This is a genomic window from Hymenobacter yonginensis (assembly GCF_027625995.1).
In the GTDB taxonomy this organism is placed as follows: Bacteria; Bacteroidota; Bacteroidia; order Cytophagales; family Hymenobacteraceae; genus Hymenobacter; species Hymenobacter yonginensis.
In genome coordinates this window covers 4,259,309-4,278,466 of sequence record NZ_CP115396.1, presented here as the reverse complement: position 1 = coordinate 4,278,466, position 19,158 = coordinate 4,259,309, and the positions used below count along the sequence as shown (strand labels likewise).

Here is a 19,158-nt window from a genome sequence, read left to right as displayed (position 1 = left end):
CAGCTAGAACACTAAAGCTAGAACCCCTCTCCCTTTGGAGAGGGGTTGGGGTGAGGCAACTACAGCTAGGGCCCATCCACTCATCCAACATCAGCACATCAACCATATGGCAATTCTTTCCAAAGACGAGGCGCAGGCTATCCTGAAAAAGGTGCTGAGCTTTGCTACCGCCGACGAGTGTGAAGCCACGCTCACCGGCGAAACCGGCGGCAACGTCCGCTCGGCCCGCAACTCCATCAGCACCAGCGGCGCCGTGGATAACGTGAGCCTGGGCGTGGAAGCACGCTTCGGCAAGCGCAGCGGCGTAGCTACCTGCAACGAGTTCGACGACGCCACCTTGCGCCGCTGCGTGCAGCGGGCCGAGGAAATTGCACGCCTCGCCCCCGAAAGCCCCGAGTACATGCCCTTCCTGGGTGCCCAGCAGTACGTGGCCGCACCTAAGTCGTACGCGGCCAGCACGGCCGGCATCACGCCCGACTACCGCGCCCAGCAGGTGGGAGCCAGCATGAAAATCTGCGACGAGAAGAAGCTTTCGTCGGCGGCCTTCCTCAACGACGGCGCCTCCTTCATCGCCAAGCGCAACAGCAAGGGCCTGGAGGCCTACCAGCAGCTCACCAACCTGGAGTTCAGCATCACGGTGCGCACGCCCGACGGTACCGGCTCGGGCTACGCCACCGCCGACTACAACGACTCCGGCAAGTTCGATGCCGCCGCCCTCACCCGCGTAGCCGCCGATAAGGCCGCCATGTCGCGCAACGCTAAGGCCCTGGAGCCCGGCAAATACACGGTTATTCTGGAGCCGGCCGCCCTGGTGGCCAACACCGATGCCTCGCTGCTGCAGGCCCTGATGAGCGCCATGGACGCCCGCAGCGCCGACGAAGGCCGCTCGTTCCTGAGCAAAAAAGGCGGCGGCAACAAGAAGGGCGAAAAGCTCTTCGACGAGCGGGTAACCATTTACTCCGACCCTACCAACCCCGAAATTGCCAGCCTCAGCTTCTCCGGCGACGGCCGCCCGCAGAAGAAAACCACTTGGATTGAGAAGGGTGTGGTGAAGAACCTGTACTCGTCGCGGTTCTGGGCTCAGAAAGCTGGCATTCCCGACCTGCCTCGCCCCGATGGCTGGGTAATGGAAGGCGGCACCCAGAGCGTGCAGGACATGATCAAGGGCACGGCCAAGGGCATCCTCGTGACGCGCCTGTGGTATATCCGCCCCGTCGACCCACAGACGCTGCTCTACACCGGCCTCACCCGCGACGGAACCTTCTACATCGAAAACGGCCGCATCAAGCACCCGGTGAAGAACTTCCGCTTCAACGAGTCGCCGATTATCATGCTCAACAACCTGGAAGCCATCGGCAAGCCGGTGCGCGTGGGCGGCAACCTCGTGCCCCCGCTCAAGATCCGCGACTTCACGTTCACCAGCCTGTCGGACGCGGTGTAGGCACTGTCATTCCGAGCGGAGCGAGGAATCTGGTTGAAACCGTTGAACGTTTTCACTCAGATTCCTCCTTCGTCGGAATGACAATTACCCGATGATATCGGGGTGCAAATCCCGCCATTCCGGGCTATGTGCAGCTATCAGCGCATCCTTTTTTTCGCGCCGCCATCCCTTGATTTCCTTTTCCCGCGCAATTGCCTGTTTGATGTCGCCGAAGGCTTCCCAATGCATCAGCAGATTGCAGAAGTAGCGACCGGCGAATGTATGTTTCCGGCCTTCGTTTTCAAGATGCTGCTCCAGTCTTCTGGCCAGGTCGTTGGTGACGCCGATATAAAGGACGGTACGCTTGGGATTGGTCACGATGTAAACGAAATAGTGGTGGTAGCGCATCGGTTTTTGCTTTCGAATCTTGTCATTCCGACGGAGGAGGAATCTGGGTAAAATTGTACTCTCAAGTATAACTCAGATTCCTCCTTCGTCGGAATGACAATATCCTTTCTCCTATGAAAAGACGTGATTTTGTAGGCCTTACGGGCCTGGCTACCGGCGCTTTGCTGCTGCCTACTATTCCAGGTTTCGGCGAAGGCACGGCCGTGGACCCGCTGCGTCTGCTGGACGCAGCCGACGACCCTGCTATTAAGAAGCGGCTGTCTGATGCGGCGCTGAATGCGGCCAAGTCGGCTGGCGCTACTTACGCCGACGTGCGCATCGGGCGCTACCTCAACCAAGGCGTGTTCACCCGCGAGAAGCAGGTGCAGAACATCGTCAGCTCCGAGAGCTATGGGGCGGGCATCCGGGTAATTGCCAACGGCACCTGGGGCTTTGCCTCCACCAACATCGTGACGGAAGCCGGCTTGGCCAAGGCCGCGCAGCTGGCCGTGCAGATTGCCAAAGCAAACTCCAAGGTGCAGAAGCAGCCGGTGCAGCTGGCCCCGCAGCGCGGGTTTGGCGAGGTGAGCTGGAAGGCCCCGATTCAGCAGAACGCCTTTGCCGTGCCCATCAAAGACAAGGTGGATCTGTTGCTGAACGCCAACGCCAAGGCGCTCGACAACGGCGCTTCGTTCGTGAATTCGGTGCTGTTTCAGGTGAACGAGCAGAAGTACTTCGCCAGCACCGACGGCTCCTACATCGACCAGGACGTGCACCGCATCTGGCCCACGTTCGGCGTGACGGCCATCGACCGGGCGTCGGGCAAGTTCCGCTCGCGGCAGTCGCTGAGCGCGCCGATGGGGCTGGGCTACGAGTACCTCACGCCCAAAGCGGAGGACAAGATTGCCGGCCCCGAAGGGTCCGACGTGTTCGGCTACCGCAACTCCTACGACATCCTGGAAGACGTGGTACGCGCCACCAAGCAGGTGAAGCAGAAGCTGACCGCCAAGAGCGTGACGCCCGGCAAGTACGACCTCGTGCTCGACCCGCACCACCTGGGCCTCACGATCCACGAATCGGTGGGCCACCCGCTGGAGCTGGACCGCGTGCTGGGCTACGAGGCTAATTACGCCGGTACCAGCTTCGCCACGCTGGAATGGAAAGCCAAAGGCACGCCCTACGGCTCCAAGCAGGTCAACATCGTGGCCGATAAGCTGCAGCCCGGCTCGCTGGGCGCCGTGGGCTATGACGACGAAGGTGTGAAAACCAAGGAGTGGGACCTGATCAAGGAAGGTACGCTCGTGGACTATGAAAAAATCCGCGACCAGGCGGCCATCGTGGGCCAGACTGAGTCGGATGGCTGCTGCTACTCGCAGTCGTGGCGCGACGTGCAGTTCCAGCGCATGCCCAACGTCAGCCTGCGCCCCAGCCCCACCAAGATGAGCGTGGACGAGATGGTAAGCAAGGTGGACAAGGGCATCTACATTGCCGGCAACGGCTCGTTCAGCATCGACCAGCAGCGCTACAACTCCCAGTTCGGCGGGCAGGTGTTTTATGCCATCGAGAAAGGAAAAATCACGGGCATGCTCGAAGACGTGGCTTACCAGACCAACACGCTGGAGTTCTGGAACTCCTGCGCCGGCTCCTGCGACGCCTCCGATTATCGGCTGGCAGGCTTCTTCAACGACGGCAAAGGCCAGCCCTCGCAAAGCTCGGCCGTGAGCCACGGCTCCAGCACCACCCGCTTCAACGGCGTCAACGTCATCAACACTGCAAGGAAGATTTAAGGCTGCTGTTCACAGAACGTCATGCTGAGCGAAGTCGAAGCATCTCTACCTCTGGCTAACTCAGTCGTGTAGACGAAACGGTAGAGATGCTTTGGCAAGCTCAGCATGACGGCCTTGTGCGCTTCAGGCCGACCCGCCAAACCGCCCGGACATTTCCGGGCGGTTTTTTTTATTAGCTTTTCCAAATATTACGGCGGCGCCAAACAACCCTGCTCCCGGTTGCCGCATCTATTGCCTGACGTGTGTATTCCTTCTCCCCCTAACCTTTCCGCACTTTGAAAAGACGTGATTTTGTGGGACTCACCGGCCTGGCGGCCGGCGGTCTGCTGCTCCCCAGCCTGCCGGGCATGGGCGGCATCTTCGTCGAGCCCGAGCAGCTGCTCGACGTCATCGACCCGGCCCTGAAAAAGCGGCTGGCTGATGCGGCTCTCAACGCCGCCAAAGCCGCCGGTGCCAGCTACACCGACGTACGCATCGGGCGCTACCTCAACCAGTACGTGTTTACGCGCGAAAAGCAGGTGCAGAACATTGTGAGCACCGAGAGCTTCGGGGCGGGTGTGCGGGCCTTGGTGAACGGGGCCTGGGGCTTCGCCTCCACCAACACCGTAACCGAGGCCGGTCTGGCCGAAGCCGCCCGCACGGCCGTGGCCATTGCCAAAGCCAACCAGAAGGTGCAGAAGCAGCCCGTGCAGCTGGCCCCGCAGCGCGGCTACGGCGAGGTGAGCTGGAAGACGCCTATTGAGCGCAACTTCGCCGAGGTGCCCGTGAAGGAGAAGGTGGACCTGCTGCTGGCCGCCAATGGCGCGGCCCTCAGCAACGGCGCCAGCTACGTCAACTCGGCCCTGTTTCAGGTGAACGAGCAGAAGTACTTCGCCAGCACCGACGGCTCCTACATCGACCAGGACATCCACCGCATCTGGCCCACGTTCGACGTGACGGTGGTGGACCGCACAACCGGCAAGTTCCGCTCGCGCGGCGCCATGGCCTCGCCGATGGGCCTCGGCTACGAGTACCTCACGCCCCGCGCCGCCGACAAGATGGCCGGCCCCCAGGGCACTAGCGTCATCGGCTACAAGCAGCGCTACGACATGCTGGAAGACGCCGCCTTGGCCGCCAAACAAGCCAAGGAAAAGCTCACCTGCAAATCCGTAACGCCCGGCAAGTACGACCTCGTACTGGACCCTTCGCACCTGGGCCTCACGATTCACGAAAGCGTAGGTCACCCGCTGGAGTTGGACCGCGTGCTGGGCTACGAGGCCAATTTTGCCGGCACCTCCTTCGCCACGCTGGAATGGAAAGCCAAGAACATTCCGTACGGCTCCAAGCAGGTCAACATTGTGGCCGACAAGCTGCAGCCGGGCAGCCTCGGCGCCGTCGGTTACGATGATGAAGGCGTGAAAACCAAGGAGTGGGACCTCATCAAGGAAGGCAAGCTGGTGAACTACCAGAAAATCCGCGACCAGGCGGCCATTGTGGGCCAGACCGAGTCCGACGGCTGCTGCTACGCCGACTCCTGGAGCAGCGTGCAGTTTCAGCGCATGCCCAACGTGAGCCTCCGCCCCGGCACCGAAAAGCTGAGCGTGGACGAGATGATCAGCAAAGTGGACAAGGGCATCTACATTGCCGGCGAGGGTTCCTACTCCATCGACCAGCAGCGCTACAACTTTCAGTTCGGCGGCAAAGTGTTCTATGCCATCGAGAAAGGCAAAATCACGGGCATGCTCGAAGACGTGGCCTACCAGGCCAACACCCAGGAGTTCTGGAACTCCTGCGCCGGCTCCTGCGACGCCTCCGACTACCGTTTCCTGGGCACCTTCTTCGACGGCAAGGGCCAGCCCAGCCAGGTGTCGGCCGTGAGCCACGGCAGCAGCACTACCCGCTTCAACGGCGTCAACGTCATCAACACGGCCCGGAAAATCTAGCGACGAGGACTTCACCCCCTGGCCTCCTCTCCAAAGGGAGAGGGGTTGGGGTGAGGCAACTACAGCTAGGGCTACTTCCCATCCAAACGACATCAACATACATGGCAATCCTTTCCCAAGACGAAGCCCAGGCCATCCTGAAGAAGGTGCTGAGCTTTTCCACCGCCGACGAGTGCGCGGCCCAGCTTGATGGGCGCACCACCGGCAACATCCGCTACGCCCGCAACAACGTCAGCACGGCCGGCTCGTCCAGCAACGTGAGTCTGGCCGTGGAGGCGCGCTTCGGCAAGCGCAGCGGCGTGGCCACCTGCAACCAGTTCGACGACGCCACCCTGCGCCGCTGCGTGCAGCGGGCCGAGGAAATTGCGCGCCTCGCCCCCGAGGACCCCGAGTACATGCCTATGCTGGGCCCACAGCAATACCTGACGCCCACCACCTACGCCGCCAGCACGGCCGGCATCACGCCCGACTTCCGCGCCCAGGTGGCCCAGGACAGCATTGCGCTCTGCGAAGCCCGCAAGCTCACGGCCGCCGGCTACCTCGAAGACGGCCCCACGTTCACGGCCATCCGCAACAACAAGGGCCTCGAAGGCTACCAGCAACTCACCAACCTCGACTTCTCCGTGACGGTGCGCACGCCCGACGGCACCGGCTCGGGCTACGCCGTGGCCGACTACACCGACGTAACCAAGTTCGACGCCAAATCCCTCACCAAGCGCGCCGCCGACAAGGCCTCGGGCTCGGTGAATGCCAAGGCCATTGAGCCGGGCAAGTACACCGTGATTCTGGAGCCGGCCGCGCTGGTGTCGGATGAGGGCATCCTGAACCGCCTGATTTACGCGCTGGATGCCCGTAGCGCCGACGAAGGCCGCTCGTTTCTGAGCAAAAAGGGAGGCGGCAATAAGCTCGGCGAAAAGATGTTCGACCCGCGCGTGACCATTTACTCCGACCCGCTGAACGCCACCGCCCCCGGCCGCGTGTTCGACGGCGATGGGCTGCCCGTGAAGCGCATGAACTGGGTGGAAAAAGGCGTGGTGAAAAACCTGTTTTACTCGCGCTTCTGGGCCGAGAAAAACAAGAAGCAGGCCACGGCTTTCCCGAGCGGCTTCGTGATGGAAGGCGGCACCCAAAGCGTGGAAGACCTCATCAAAGGCACCGCCAAGGGCATCCTCGTCACGCGCCTGTGGTACATCCGCGACGTAGACCCGCAGACGCTGCTGGTCACGGGCCTGACGCGCGACGGAACCTTCTACATCGAGAACGGCAAAATCAAGCACCCCATCAAAAACATGCGCTTCAACGAAAGCCCGGTGATTATGCTCAACAACATCGAGGCCATCGGGAAGGCCCAGCGGCTGGGCGGCAACATGGTGCCCCCGCTGAAAATCCGCGACTTCACATTCACCAGCCTCTCCGACGCGGTATAGCAGGGTGCCGGCACGTCAGGCATGACAGTACTTTGTATCTTCGGCCTCTTTGTGTTGCCTGGCAGCACGGAGAGGCCGTTTTTTATAGCCTAAATACTCGATTTCCTTCGTCTGATGAAAGCACTGCTATCCGGCTTCCTTCTGTTACTCGCTACTGCCTCCTACGCCCAGAATAGCTCCTCTGCCGCCCCCACCGACACCACCCGCGCTGCCGAAACCAGTAGCAAAAGCGAATACGCTCCGGGCGAAGTCGTGACACCGGATGGGAAGCTGGTGAAAGCCTATTTCCCCATCAGCGTGAATGGGTTCGAGAAAACCATTTCTTACTACTACTCGCACCCGGAAGTCCGGCCATTTCCGAAGCCGCACTTTATCAGCGTCGATAAAATCCGGAGCATGACAGTGCGCGGCCAATACTCCGAAACACTGGCCTTGAACGGCAAGAGCCTGCACTTGCTGGCGGCCCGGCTGGTTGATGGTCCGGTGGAGCTGTTCAACTTCGCAGAAGCCAAATCGGTGCCGCTTCCCATCCCGATACCGGGCGCAGTTCTGGTACCGATTGTGGGCATCCCGTACACCAAAAACCACTGGTATCTGCGCCGCGGCGGCGAGCTGGTGGAAGTGAAGCGCGGCAAGTTTGAGGAGCAGATCAGTGAGTACCTGAGCGCGCAGCCCGAGCTGGCGGCCAAAGTCAAAGGCAAAGCCGACGGCTACCATTACCAGGACATGGTGCGCATCATCGGCGAGTACAACCAGCAGGCGGGCGCCAGCGCCCGGTAGCCGCCACGGCAGGCCCGCATGTCAGCTGTCGCACAACTGACAAGGCCCCGCCGGAAGCATCCGGCGGGGCCTTGTCAGTTACAGTACGGGTATCAGGGCTTACTTCGACCCGAAGGCGTAGCCGACCGTGAGCTGGATGGTGCGGTTGTGCAGGCCGCCTATATCGTATGCTTCGCGGAAAGACTTGCGGAGGTCGTTGTTTTCGATGTCGGTGACGCCGTAGTTGAGGCGGGCAGCAACGGAGAGGCCGTTTTTGAGGTCGGCGCCGAGGCCAAAGCACACAGCCACGTCACTTTTATAATCGGCCTTCACGTCTTCGTCGCCTTCCACGTAGCCGCTGCCGCTGCTGCTGGAAATGTAGCCTACCTGGCCTTTCTCGCGGCCGCTAACCAGCAAGCCCAGCTGCGGGCCAGCCTGCAGGTTCACCACGTCGCCGAGGTACACCTTCAGCAGCAGCGGCACGTTCAGATACGTCAGGTGCGTGCTGTTGCGCAGGATGGTGCCGTAGCCTACCTGCTGCTCGTTGCGGGAGCCCTGCCGCGTCAGGTTCAGCTCGGGCTGAAACGCCACCCGGGCACTGGGCCGGAACCGCACGAAACCGCCCACCACGTAGCCCGTCTTGAACTGCGCGTTGTTGTTGATGGTGCCGTCGAGGACAGACTGCGTGACGCCGGCCTGCAGGCCAAACTGCGTGCCGGTGGTCTGGCCCAGGCTGCTGCCGGTGGCCGCCAGCAGCAAAGCCGCTGATAATAGAGGTAATTTCATAAAAGGGAAGAAGATGAAAATATGCGCAAATAACTGCGTTTTCGTCTCCTTCTCCTACACCCTCAGCCGGCGCCTAATCTCCGCCAAACTTCAGGCCCACCGACACCTGGATGACGCGGTTTTTCAGGCGCGGGTCGTTGGCGCCGTTCAGGTCGGCCACGTCATTCACGTCGTTGAGGCCGGCCGTGTAGCGGGCCCCCAGAATAAACGACCCGACTTCGAGGCCGGCCCCAGCGGCCAGACTGAAATCGGTCTTTTTGTAGTTGTTGGCGGCGTCGCGGTCTACGGGGCCGTAGCCGTCGGCGGCGCTGATGCGCAGCGTGCCGTCTTCGCGGGCGCCCAGCAGCAGGCCGAATTGCGGGCCGCCCTCCACGTACACCGGCCCTACCTTGAGGTGGGCCAGCAGCGGCACGTTGAGGTAGTGCAGCTTGGTGTCGTAGTTGGCCAGCATGGAGCGGAACTCTGAGCCCTGCAGTGAGTACAGCACCTCAGGCTGAATGGACAGCGGCCCCACCACCGGAATGCGCGCGAAGACGCCAACGTGGTAGCTGGTTTTGTAGCGCGTGTCCATGCCGATGTTCTCGCCGTTGAGCACCGCCCCGTTGACGCCGGCCTTGATGCCGACCTGGGCGTGGGCACTACCGGCGGCGGCCAGCAGCGGCAATACAAGCAACAGAGCGTGTGGTTTCATAGGGCAGAGCAGGTAGTGGGTGTCGAAGACTTCAAGCAGAAAAGCATACATACCGCGTGTCAAGACAACTGCCAAGAACACGCTGATCAGAGAGTTAAAGAAAAGCCAACCACTGATTACGTATGCCTTACGCTCTGAAGAAGTAACGAAGCTACCGGCTCCGCGCATATACTCCGAACGGGTAAGTTTCAGCGGCAGGCTGCACAAGGCGCGCCGCACCGTATTTTGCCGCCGAAGCCACCTTGCCGCCTCTGCCGCGTCTGTAGCTGTTGCAGGCCAAAAACCCTTCACCTGTTACCTGTTACCTCATCACCCCATTACTTCATCACCTCATCACCCCCAAATAAATGCCCGCTCCCTTCACCTTTGTGCGCCTGCAATACCGCTCCGGCGACTGGAACGGCGTGGACGAGCGGATGCCCACCAACCTGCTCCATTCGCTGATTCAGTACACCAAAGTGCCGGTGGTGCAAAAGGAGAAAGTAGTGGCCCTCGACTCGGCGGAGCTGTTCCGCTACCCGTTCTGCTACCTGTCGGGGCACCGGCTGGTGCAGTTTTCAGCTGCAGAGAAAAAGAACTTCATACAGTACGTGCGCAACGGCGGCTTCGTGTTCGTGGACGACTGCAACCACGACATCGACGGGCTGTTTGCGCGCAGCTTTGAGGAGCAGATGCGGCAGTGCTTCGGGGCCGGGGCGCTGAAGAAAATCCCTAAGACCCACGCCATCTACTCGCAGTTCTTCCAGTTTCCGGATGGCCCGCCGCCTACTTCCTTCGAGCTCAACGGCTGGGGCGACGACCTGGTGCACGACTACCTGAAAGGCATCGAAATCAACGGCCGGCTGGGCGTGCTCTACTCCAACAAAGACTACGGCTGCGAGTGGGACTACGACTTCCGCAACAAGCGCTTCCTGGCCGAAGACAATACCAAGTTCGGGGTGAACATTCTGCTGTATGCCCTCACGGCGTAGTGGCGCCCTAAAACTGCACGCCCAGCCCGATGCGGGCATCCAGGGCGGTGCGGGTGCGGGTCCAGCGGTAATCGTAGGTGTTGGGCACGGCGGCCTCGCCGTTGAAGGTGGTGCTGGTGGGCACCCAGTGCATGGCCCCCACCGCCACGTCCAGAATCAGGCGCCGGCCGTGGGCGTTAGGGCGGGTGCCGGCCTGCCAGCCGCCGTATACGCCAGCCCCGGCGGCGCGCACCGTGGCGTAGGGCTTGCCGGCCAGAATACGCTCATCCTGAAACCCAATCTTGCGGTACGATACCGTGGGAGCCACGTAGAAACCCGCCAGCGCCGACACCCGGCGGCTGGGCACGGCGTAGTATCGGAGCTGCAGCCCGCCGCCGCCCCGGCGCTGCTCGGAGTTGCCGCCGTTCAGCAGCACCTCCAGGCCTGCGCTGGTGCGCTTGCCCAGCTGCCGCTCGTAGCTGAGCAACACCGGCAGCGCCCAGGGCTTCGGGGTGAACAGATCATAGTTGACTGCGTTTTCGAACACCATATTGGCCAGATCCACGCGCAGCGCGTTGCGGCCTGCGGTGGCAGGAGTGGCTGCTGGCGCCGGCGTACCGGCGTCGGTGGCTCGACCTGGGCCATCTGCCGGCTGCTCGTATCTTGGCGACGTAGCACGGCTGGAGTCGTTGCTGGCGAAGACGCTAGTCGCAGAGCCAGGGGCGCCGGCCGGGCCGGCCAGCAGCTGCCGCAGCTGTTGCGCGCTGATGGCACTGGGGTTGGCCGTTTCTTGGTGCTGGTGCTGGGCGGCGGCAGCAAAGGCCATCCCCGATGCAGCCAAGAGCAGCAAAGCGCGTTTGTAGAAGAGCGTCCGGCAACCAGTAAACGTGTTCATAATGCAGTGAATGTGGCGAGGTGGATAAGGATGAATCAAAAGTGCGCGAAGGGTGGCCGGTGGGCAAACCATTCGCGCCGTTCCTCCGACTTTACCTTTCCATCAGCTTCCTGCTTTATGGCCGCATAGAAGCCGAAAAGCCAACCTTGCATCAGACTTTATAAGCCTTCCTCTACCTTCTGTTTTTCTCTGTGATTTCAACCGAAACTGCCGTTCATGCCCTGCTGGCGAAGCTGCCGCCGCTGCGCCAGGAAATTGCCAAGGTGATTGTAGGCCAGGAGGCCGTGCTGGATGAGGTGCTGGTGGCGCTGCTGGCCGGCGGCCACGCCCTGCTGGAAGGCGTGCCGGGCCTGGCCAAAACCCTGCTCGTGCGCACCCTGGCCCAGGCCACCGACCTGCCCTTCCGCCGCATCCAGTTCACACCCGACCTGATGCCGACCGACATTCTCGGCACCGAGATTCTGGAGGAAGACCACGGCACCGGCCACCGCTCGTTCAAGTTCAATGAAGGCCCCATTTTCGCCAGCCTCGTGCTGGCCGACGAAATCAACCGGACGCCACCCAAGACGCAGGCGGCGCTGCTGGAAGCCATGCAGGAAGGCCACGTGACCTACGCCGGCCAGGAGCACGCGCTGCCCAAGCCGTTCTTTCTGCTGGCCACCCAAAACCCCATCGAGCAAAGCGGTACCTACCCGCTGCCCGAGGCCCAGCTCGACCGGTTTCTGCTCTACATCCGCATCGGCTACCCCACCGAGCAGGAAGAGCTGGCGGTGCTGAGCGGCACCACCGGCACGGCACGGCCCGAGGTGAAGTCGGTGCTGGCGGGCGAGGATGTGCGGCAGCTGCAGCAGTTGGTGCGGCAGGTGAGTTTGAGCCCCGAGCTGCTGAGCTTCGTGAACCGGCTGGTGCGGGCCACGCGCCCGGCCACGTCGGAGGTACAGTTTATCCGCGACTATGGCCGCTGGGGCGCCGGTCCGCGCGCCGGGCAGGCGCTCATTCTGTGCGCCAAGGCCCGCGCCCTACTGCAGGGCCGCTTCGCCGCTACTCTGGAAGATATCCGGGCGCTGGCCCCGGCCGTGCTGCGCCACCGCGTGCTGCTCAATTTCAACGCCGAAGCCGAGAACCTGACCTCCGACGACGCCGTGGCCGCGCTGCTGAAGGCAGTGGCGGTGTAGGGCTTGGGGCGGTCTAAAAGCACGTCATGCTGAGCTTGCCGAAGCATCTCTACCTCTGGCTAACTTTTTTGATTAGCACTGCGGTAGAGATGCTTCGGCAAGCTCAGCATGACGTTCACTAATTGAAACTAACCACATGCTTTCCCCTGAACTCCTTCACGCCTTACACAACCTGCCGCTGGCGGCCAAGCGGGCGGCTGAGGGCTTTCTGCACGGCGCGCACCTAAGCCGGCGCAAGGGCGCGGGCATGGAGTTCAGCCAGTATCGCCCCTACCAGCCCGGCGACGACCTGCGCCGCCTCGACTGGCGCCTGGCCGCCCGCTCCGATAGGTACTACCTGCGCGAATCAGACGTGGACACCAGCCTGACCGTGCACCTCGTGCTGGACGCCACCGCCAGCATGAACCACCCCGACGACAACGGCCTCACCAAGCTCGACTACGCCCGGCTGCTGCTGGGCGCGCTGGCCTACCTGGCCCAGCAGCAGGGCGACGCCGTGGGCCTCACCATTCTGCACCCGGCCGGCCTGCGCCACCTGCCGCCCCGCGCCGACGCCCGCCAGCTGCCGCGCCTCTACCACGCCCTCGAAACCGCCGAAGCGGCAGGCACCTTCCCCACCCAGGAAACCCTGGCGCCCCTCACGGCCCGCCGCCAGCGCGCCCTGGTGGTGTGCGCTACCGATATGTATGAGCAGGATGCCGAAATGGAGCGCCTGCTCACGCGCCTGCGTGCCGCCTCGGGCGAGGTGCTGCTGCTGCACCTGATGGCCGGCAACGAGCTCAACTTCAGCTTCCGCGGCGCCGTGACGTTCGAGGACCTAGAAACCGGCCAGCGCCTGCAGCTCAACGCCGACCAGCAGCGCGCCACCTGGCAGCCGCAGCTGCAGCAGTGGCTGCGCGCCACCGCCCAGCAGGCCCGCCGCCACGGCTTCGACTACCACCAGCTCAGCACCGCCGAACCCCTCACCCAGGCCATCCGCGAGTTCCTGCGCCGCCGCGATGCTATGGGGTAATTTTCTGTCATCCTGAGCTTGCGAAGGACCTTATTACAGTAGAACGACATCTTTAAGTAGTAACTCAGGCGTGATATGGTCCTTCGCAAGCTCAGGATGACGGCGCTACTCCAACAACTCACCTACTACCCCACGCAGCCTGCCACCCCAATTCACGACCTTCCCTTCGCCACTTCACCTGCCGTTCGTTTTGCCCACGATTCTTCTTTCTGATGCTGCTGCCGGCTGGCTGGCGCTGCTGGCGCTGGCGGTTCCGGTGGCTATTCACTTGTGGAACCGGCGGCCGGGGCGCACGGTGCCGATGGGCAGTGTGCGCTGGCTGCAGGCCGCCGCCAACCGCCGCCTGCGCAACCTGCGGCTGGAGCAGCTGGCGCTGCTGCTGCTACGGACAGCCATTGTGGGGCTGGTAGCGCTGGCGCTGGCTGGCCCCCAGTGGCAGCAGCAGCGCCCGGCCCGCCCGGTGCGGGGCCTGGTGCTGCTGGCGCCGGAAGTGCTGCATCCCGAGGTGCTGCCCGGCCTGCGCCCCACCCTCGACTCCCTGCGCCGCCGCGGCTACGAGCTGCGGCAGTTCGCGCCCAACTTCCGCCTGATTTCCGCCGCCGCCTGGCAGCAGCCCGATTCACTGGCGCTACTCCGGCCAGCAACCGGCGCCGCCCCCGACGACTACTGGCTGCGCGCCCGCCAGGCCGCCGACTCTTTTCCGGGCCGGCCGCTGCGGGTGCTGAGCGGCGCGGCGCTGCCGCACTTCCGCGGCGCCCGCCCCACCCTGCCGGCGCGCCTCACCTGGCAAACAGTGCCCCTACCCGACTCCAGCGCGTGGCTGGCGCAGGCCGGGCAGTTTTCGCCTGATTCACTGCGCCTGCTGGTGGGCAGCAGCCAGGAAGAAGGCACCACGTTCCGGATAGTACGCCTGGCCCGGCCGCGTAGCAGCGGGCCGCTGGCGGTGGCCGGGCTGCCCGGTCTGCGCTACCAAACCGGAAATCTGGCCAAGCTGCAGCAGGCCGGCCAGCCCGAGGTGGTGGTGCAAACCGAGCCGCTGCGAGTGGTGCTGTATGCGGATAGCCGCCACGCCGCCGCCGCCCGCTACCTGCGCGCCGCGCTGCAGGCCGTGGCCCCTGGCCTGGCCCGGCCGCTAGAAATCCGCACCGTGACGCCTGCCGCCGACTTATCTACCTCGCCCGACTGGCTATTTTGGCTGAGTGACGAGCCAGTTCCGGCTGCGTGGCTGGCACGGGCGCAACGGGGCGGCCACCTCTGGCAGGAAACCGCCGCCGTTGGCGCGCCCGTCGTCGGCCGCCTCCACCTTACCGGCCTCCTACCCGATGCCACCGCCCCCGTGGAGGTGCTGCGGCTGGATACCAGCCGCGTTCCGGCCAGTCAGGCCGTCGTCTGGCAGACGGGGGCCGGCCAGCCGGTACTGCTGCGCGAGCCAGCCGGCCGCGGCAGCCGCTACCTGCTGCGCACCCACCTGCAGCCCGCCGCCACCAGCCTCCCCGAAACCGCCGCCCTGCCCACCCTGCTGCTACACCTGCTCCGCACCGAGTCGGCCGATGCGCCGCTATTTGCCGCCCGGCCCGCCCCCACCGAGCGCCGCCGGCTGGATGCCCGGCAGTTGGGTGCAGCGCCGTGGCAGCCGGTTAGACGTCTGCCCGCCCAGAGCCGGCGGCAGCTGCCGCCGCCGGTGCTGGTGGATGTGCGGGCCTGGGTGGTGCTGGCGGCCCTACTGCTGTTTGCCCTGGAAAGAGGCCTGGCCTACCGCCGGTCCATTGTTTCGCCTACCCTTGCTACCGCCTGATGCCGACCACCACCGATACCTTTTCCGGCGCGGCGCTTCTGGCCGGCATTGCCCGCCGCCAGGCCCGCCGCGCCAGCGGGGCCGTGCTGCTGCTGGCGGCGGCGGCTGGGCTGGCCGGGTGGGCCTGGGGTCGGCACTGGCCCACCGCCGCGCCGCTTCTGATCGGCTTACTGGTGGCGCTGCTGATTGTGGTGGCGCTGCTGCTCTACCGCCTGCACCAGCCCCGCCTGCCGGTCCTGGCCCGCCGCCTCGACCGCCTCTATCCCTCGCTGGAAGACAGCACCGGCCTGCTGCTGCCCAACCCGGCGCGCCCCCTCAACCTGCTGGAGCAGCTGCAGCAGCAGCGCATCGAGGAGCGCTTGGCGGAGCTGCAGCAGGCGCAGCCGCAGCTGCTGCCATTCGCCTGGAAGCCGGTAACAGGCGGCGTGGGGGCGTTGCTGCTGCTGGCGGCTGGGGGCTGGCTTTATCATCCTCCCCAGCCTACATCAGCCCCGCTGCTGGCTGTGCGCTTTCCGGCGGCGGCAGTGGCGGCCGCTAAACCGGGCCAGTCGGCGCCGCCCCGGCTGCTGGGCACCCGCATCCGGGTGCAGCCGCCGGCCTACACGCGCCGGGCTGTTTATGCTCCCACCGGCCTCAGCTTCAGCTGTCCGGTCGGTTCGCGGGTGCGTTGGACGGTGCAGGTGAGTGCGGCCGGTAGTACGCCGCCCGTGCTGGAAATGGGCAAATTTAGGCAGCCGTTTCGGGCCGTGACGGGCCAGCCCACGCAGTTTGTGGTGGAGCTGCCGGCCACGACCTCGGGCCTGTATCACCTGCGCTTCGCGGGGCAGAACTCCGAGGAGTACGCCCTCGACGTGCAGCCCGACCGCGCCCCCACCCTCCAGCTCCAGACGCCCAAGCCCTACACCCTCATCGAGTTCGGCCAGCGCCCCCAGGTGGCGGTCCGTGTAGCCCTGCGCGACGACTACGGCCTGAGCGAGGCCCAGCTGGTGGCCACCGTGGCGCAGGGCCAGGGCGAGGCCGTGAAGTTCAAGGAGGTAGTAACCAACCTCAGCGCCGCCCTGCGCGGCCAGCCCCGGCAGGCCACGCTGGCCTCAGTGCTGAACCTGCCGGCGCTGGGCCTCACCTACGGCGACGAAGTGTACTTCTACGTCCAGACCCGCGACAATGCCCGCCAGCTCACCCGCTCCGACACCTACCTCGTGCAGTGGGAAGACACCACCGTGCAGGACGGCCTCACCGATATTTCGCTAAGCGTGAATGTGGTGCCGGCCTACTTCCGTAGCCAGCGCCAGATCATCATCGACACCGAAAAGCTGCTGGCCGAAAAGCCCAGGCTGACAGCCACCGACTTCGCCGAGCGCGGCAACAACCTGGGGTTCGACCAGAAAGTGTTGCGCCTGCGCTACGGCAAGTTTCTGGGCGAAGAATTCGAGGGCAGCATCGGCGAAACCGCCGGCCCTTCCGCTGCCGATAAAGACGACGACCATAAGGAAGGCGAAGCCGACCACGCCACCGAAAACCCCGCCGAGCACGCCGGCCACGACGACCACGGCCACGCCGACCACTCGCCGGCCGGCGAAACCAGTGCCGCCAGCGGCGCCGCGGCCCTCATGGACGCCTACGTGCACAAGCACGACGACTCCGAAACCGCCGACTTCCTGGAGCCCGAAGTGAAGGCCAAGCTGCGCGGGGTGCTCAGCCAGATGTGGGAGGCCGAGCTGCGGCTGCGGCTGGCCAAACCCGCTGAGGCTTTGCCCTACGAGTACCGCGCCCTGCGTCTGCTCAAGCAGGTGCAGCAGCAAACTCGCGCCTACGTGCGCAACGCCGGCTACAACCCGCCCGCCCTGCCCGAAGCCACCCTGCGCCTGTCCGGTGAGTTGGGCAACGCCGCCGCCCCCCGCCGCACCCGGCAGCTGCCGGCCCCAGCCACGCAGCCTGAAATCAGGACGGCGGTGCGGCTGCTGGCGGCTCTGCGCGCCGGCCAGCCTGCCACTCCTGCCGACGCCGTGCTGCTGGACCGCGCCGGGCAGGCCGTAGCTCAGGCCGCGCTGCAGCGCCCCGGCGCCTACCTGGCCGCCGTGCGGGCCCTGCGCCAACTGGCCGCCGATGCCCGCGCCGCCCGCCCCACCTGCGCCCCCTGCTTCGCGCCCGCCGAAAAAGCCCTGGCCGCCCTGCTCCCGGCGCCGCCGGCCGCCCCCACCCGCTCGCCCCGCCCCGACCGCCTGGGCCAACGCTACCTGCAAGCGCTATGATGCTATACGTTTTACTGAGCGCCTGCCTGCTGGCGGGCTTGGGCGTGGCCCTGGCCACTTTCTACCGCCCCGACCGGCGCCGCCGGCTGCTGCGCGTGCTGGCCGGGCTGGTGGCCGTAGCCGCGCTCTGGCTGCTGGCCTTCCCGCCCCGGCACTCGGTAGCGGTAGCGCGTTCCGAAGCCATTCTACTCACCCCTGGCTATCAGCCCGACACGCTACTAGCCCTGCTGCGCCGCCTGGGACCAACCACGCGTGTTTGGTTTTATGCGCCTGATTCCAGTGTGGCCGTTCCAACGGGGGCCAAGGCCGTGGCCCGACTGGGCGCGTTAGCCGAGCAGCGGCCGGCGCTGCGCTACCTGCACTTGCTGGGCGCCGGGCTGCCCGCCGCCGTCGTGCCAGAGCTGGATTCCATTCGACTTCTCTGGCATACGCCGCCCGCCCCGGCTGGATTTCAGGCCGCCGCCTGGAACCGACGTTTGGAGCTGGGCCAGCCGCTGGTAGTGGAAGGCCGCTACCGCGCCGCCGCCCCCGGCCCGGTATGGGTGCGGCTGCAGGCTGCCGGCGCCACCCACGACTCGGTGCAACTCCCGGGCGGCAGTGGCAGGTTTCAGCTGCGCTACACGCCCAAAGCTGCCGGCCGGCTGGTAGCCACGGTTTCGGCCGGGCCGCTGCGCCGTCCGCTGGCCGCTGAGCCGGTGCCCGCCGAGGTGCTGCCGACTCGTCCGCTGCGGGTGCTGCTGCTGGCGGCTACGCCTTCGTTTGAGCTGAAGTTCCTGCGCAACCACCTGGCCGCGCGGCAGCACGCCGTAGCCTGGCGCACCGGCATCAGCCGCGGCCTCACCCAAACCGAGTTCAGCAACCAGCCCGCCACCGACCTCAGCCGCCTGACGCTGGCGCTGCTGGCCCGCTACGATGTGGTAGTGGCCGACGCGGCTGCTCTGGGCGGCCTTGCCGGCCCCGAGGCGCAGGCCGTACGCACAGCCCAGCGCACGGCAGGCCTGGGCCTAGTAGTGCTGGCCGAAACCACCACGCCCGCGCGCAGCCTGGGCGGTGCCACCACCATGCGCGTGCTGCCTCAGCCCGCCACCGACCGTCCGCAGCGCCTGGCGTGGCCGGCCACCAAAGCCGTAATGCCGGCTATCCTGCAGTTGAGTGCCCCAGCCCGGCTGCTGGTGGGCACAGCCAATCCGGCCCGGGCGGTGGTGGCGGCCCAGCGCCTGGGGGTGGGCACGGTGGTGGTTTCGGTGCTGCCCGAAACGTACCCATGGCTGCTGCAAAACGAAACCGCCACGTACGCCGCCTATTGGAGCCGGCTACTTTCTGCGGCCGGCCGGCCGGAAGCCGCCGCCACCGAGTGGCTGGCGCTGGATCCCTGGCCCTGTGCCGGGCTGCCGGTAGCGCTGCAGCTGGCTGGCGCTTCCGCATCTGCCACGCGGCCCCTGTTGGTGTCGGATGCGGCTGGTGCGCCGCTGGCCCGGCTGGCGCTGCGCCAGGATGCCCTGCTGCCGGAGTGGAGCACGGCTACGTATTGGCCAACCCAATCTGGCTGGCAGCAGCTGCAGCGGCCTGGGCAGCAGGCGCAGTGGCTGTATGTTTTCGGGGCGCCGGACTGGCAGGGCCCTGAGGCGCTGCGCCGTGTGGCCACCCTTCCCAAACCAGCGACATCGGCTTATATCTCGGAGCCAGCGCAGCGGCAGGCGGCGTGGCCCGCCGGCTGGTTTGTAGCGCTGTTTGTGCTGGCTGCCGGCTTTTTGTGGCTGGAGGAAAAACTCTAATCGGTCAGTACAGTGCCCTTCACGATTCACCCTCCCTCTACTTCCGACGGGAGCAGTTTAACAGCTACTAATACCGGATATCTGGGTGGCCGCCAAGCCGGGCGTCTTCGCCGTCTCCTACCAGA

Annotated in this window: 15 protein-coding genes; 11 read left to right on the top strand and 4 right to left on the bottom strand. The window is 65.0% G+C overall.

Translation table 11 applies throughout. The annotated features are described in order from the left end of the window. Positions 1-106 precede the first annotated feature (106 nt). Positions 107-1,441 carry a TldD/PmbA family protein gene (locus O9Z63_RS18435; protein ID WP_270126852.1) on the top strand — a complete coding sequence of 445 codons (1,335 nt, stop codon included), beginning with the start codon at positions 107-109 and terminating at the stop codon, positions 1,439-1,441. Positions 1,442-1,525: 84 nt separating this feature from the next. Here the strand turns inward: O9Z63_RS18435 and O9Z63_RS18430 are convergent, their stop codons facing one another. Continuing rightward, positions 1,526-1,828 (bottom strand): GIY-YIG nuclease family protein, encoded by a 303-nt coding sequence (locus O9Z63_RS18430; RefSeq protein WP_270126851.1) that lies wholly within the window; start codon positions 1,826-1,828, stop codon positions 1,526-1,528. 113 nt (positions 1,829-1,941) lie between these two features. Between O9Z63_RS18430 and O9Z63_RS18425 the strand changes: the two genes are divergently transcribed. From O9Z63_RS18425 to O9Z63_RS18410, 4 genes are all read left to right on the top strand, one after another. Continuing rightward, a complete protein-coding gene (locus O9Z63_RS18425; RefSeq protein WP_270126850.1) occupies positions 1,942-3,594 on the top strand; it encodes a TldD/PmbA family protein in 1,653 nt (550 codons plus the stop codon). Between the two features lie 275 nt (positions 3,595-3,869). Continuing rightward, entirely contained in the window at positions 3,870-5,516 is a 1,647-nt protein-coding gene (locus O9Z63_RS18420) for a TldD/PmbA family protein (RefSeq protein ID WP_270126849.1), read from the top strand. Positions 5,517-5,617: 101 nt separating this feature from the next. Beyond that, positions 5,618-6,943, top strand: coding sequence for a TldD/PmbA family protein (locus tag O9Z63_RS18415; protein ID WP_270126848.1), 1,326 nt, complete (start codon positions 5,618-5,620; stop codon positions 6,941-6,943). Positions 6,944-7,057: 114 nt separating this feature from the next. After that, entirely contained in the window at positions 7,058-7,723 is a 666-nt protein-coding gene (locus tag O9Z63_RS18410; protein ID WP_270126847.1) for a hypothetical protein, read from the top strand. Positions 7,724-7,822: 99 nt separating this feature from the next. On the opposite strand, the gene O9Z63_RS18405 is transcribed toward O9Z63_RS18410, so the two are convergent. Together O9Z63_RS18405 and O9Z63_RS18400 are read right to left on the bottom strand one after the other, a co-directional pair. Continuing rightward, on the bottom strand, positions 7,823-8,488 hold the full coding sequence (locus O9Z63_RS18405; RefSeq protein ID WP_270126846.1) for a porin family protein: 666 nt from the start codon (positions 8,486-8,488) through the stop codon (positions 7,823-7,825). Positions 8,489-8,561: 73 nt separating this feature from the next. Further along, positions 8,562-9,179, bottom strand: coding sequence for a porin family protein (locus O9Z63_RS18400; RefSeq protein ID WP_270126845.1), 618 nt, complete (start codon positions 9,177-9,179; stop codon positions 8,562-8,564). Positions 9,180-9,526: 347 nt separating this feature from the next. Here O9Z63_RS18400 and O9Z63_RS18395 point away from each other — a divergent pair, with 347 nt between their 5' ends. Continuing rightward, positions 9,527-10,150 (top strand): DUF4159 domain-containing protein, encoded by a 624-nt coding sequence (locus O9Z63_RS18395; RefSeq protein WP_270126844.1) that lies wholly within the window; start codon positions 9,527-9,529, stop codon positions 10,148-10,150. A 7-nt stretch (positions 10,151-10,157) separates the two neighbouring features. Here the strand turns inward: O9Z63_RS18395 and O9Z63_RS18390 are convergent, their stop codons facing one another. After that, positions 10,158-11,024 carry a hypothetical protein gene (locus tag O9Z63_RS18390; RefSeq protein WP_270126843.1) on the bottom strand — a complete coding sequence of 289 codons (867 nt, stop codon included), beginning with the start codon at positions 11,022-11,024 and terminating at the stop codon, positions 10,158-10,160. A gap of 191 nt (positions 11,025-11,215) precedes the next feature. On the opposite strand from O9Z63_RS18390, the gene O9Z63_RS18385 reads away from it, so the two are divergent. From O9Z63_RS18385 to O9Z63_RS18365, 5 genes are all read left to right on the top strand, one after another. Then, positions 11,216-12,199: an AAA family ATPase gene (locus tag O9Z63_RS18385; RefSeq protein WP_270126841.1), complete on the top strand. Its 984-nt coding sequence runs from the start codon at positions 11,216-11,218 to the stop codon at positions 12,197-12,199. 136 nt (positions 12,200-12,335) lie between these two features. After that, on the top strand, positions 12,336-13,211 hold the full coding sequence (locus O9Z63_RS18380; RefSeq protein WP_270126839.1) for a DUF58 domain-containing protein: 876 nt from the start codon (positions 12,336-12,338) through the stop codon (positions 13,209-13,211). A 190-nt stretch (positions 13,212-13,401) separates the two neighbouring features. Beyond that, a complete protein-coding gene (locus O9Z63_RS18375; protein WP_333490323.1) occupies positions 13,402-15,006 on the top strand; it encodes a BatA domain-containing protein in 1,605 nt (534 codons plus the stop codon). Then, positions 15,006-17,258: a hypothetical protein gene (locus O9Z63_RS18370; RefSeq protein WP_270126838.1), complete on the top strand. Its 2,253-nt coding sequence runs from the start codon at positions 15,006-15,008 to the stop codon at positions 17,256-17,258. The genes O9Z63_RS18375 and O9Z63_RS18370 overlap by 1 nt, the downstream gene beginning before the upstream one ends. Further along, on the top strand, positions 17,255-19,033 hold the full coding sequence (locus O9Z63_RS18365) for a hypothetical protein (protein ID WP_270126837.1): 1,779 nt from the start codon (positions 17,255-17,257) through the stop codon (positions 19,031-19,033). Before O9Z63_RS18370 ends, O9Z63_RS18365 begins: the two co-directional genes overlap by 4 nt. Positions 19,034-19,158: the final 125 nt, after the last annotated feature.

Excerpts from the sequence above, each read along its gene's own strand:
- O9Z63_RS18435 (WP_270126852.1), top strand. The coding sequence starts at position 107 with ATGGCAATTCTTTCCAAAGACGAGGCGCAGGCTATCCTGAAAAAGGTG.
- O9Z63_RS18430 (WP_270126851.1), bottom strand. The coding sequence starts at position 1,828 with ATGCGCTACCACCACTATTTCGTTTACATCGTGACCAATCCCAAGCGT.
- O9Z63_RS18425 (WP_270126850.1), top strand. The coding sequence starts at position 1,942 with ATGAAAAGACGTGATTTTGTAGGCCTTACGGGCCTGGCTACCGGCGCT.
- O9Z63_RS18415 (WP_270126848.1), top strand. The coding sequence starts at position 5,618 with ATGGCAATCCTTTCCCAAGACGAAGCCCAGGCCATCCTGAAGAAGGTG.
- O9Z63_RS18410 (WP_270126847.1), top strand. The coding sequence starts at position 7,058 with ATGAAAGCACTGCTATCCGGCTTCCTTCTGTTACTCGCTACTGCCTCC.
- O9Z63_RS18405 (WP_270126846.1), bottom strand. The coding sequence starts at position 8,488 with ATGAAATTACCTCTATTATCAGCGGCTTTGCTGCTGGCGGCCACCGGC.
- O9Z63_RS18400 (WP_270126845.1), bottom strand. The coding sequence starts at position 9,179 with ATGAAACCACACGCTCTGTTGCTTGTATTGCCGCTGCTGGCCGCCGCC.
- O9Z63_RS18395 (WP_270126844.1), top strand. The coding sequence starts at position 9,527 with ATGCCCGCTCCCTTCACCTTTGTGCGCCTGCAATACCGCTCCGGCGAC.
- O9Z63_RS18390 (WP_270126843.1), bottom strand. The coding sequence starts at position 11,024 with ATGAACACGTTTACTGGTTGCCGGACGCTCTTCTACAAACGCGCTTTG.
- O9Z63_RS18380 (WP_270126839.1), top strand. The coding sequence starts at position 12,336 with ATGCTTTCCCCTGAACTCCTTCACGCCTTACACAACCTGCCGCTGGCG.
- O9Z63_RS18370 (WP_270126838.1), top strand. The coding sequence starts at position 15,006 with ATGCCGACCACCACCGATACCTTTTCCGGCGCGGCGCTTCTGGCCGGC.
- O9Z63_RS18365 (WP_270126837.1), top strand. The coding sequence starts at position 17,255 with ATGATGCTATACGTTTTACTGAGCGCCTGCCTGCTGGCGGGCTTGGGC.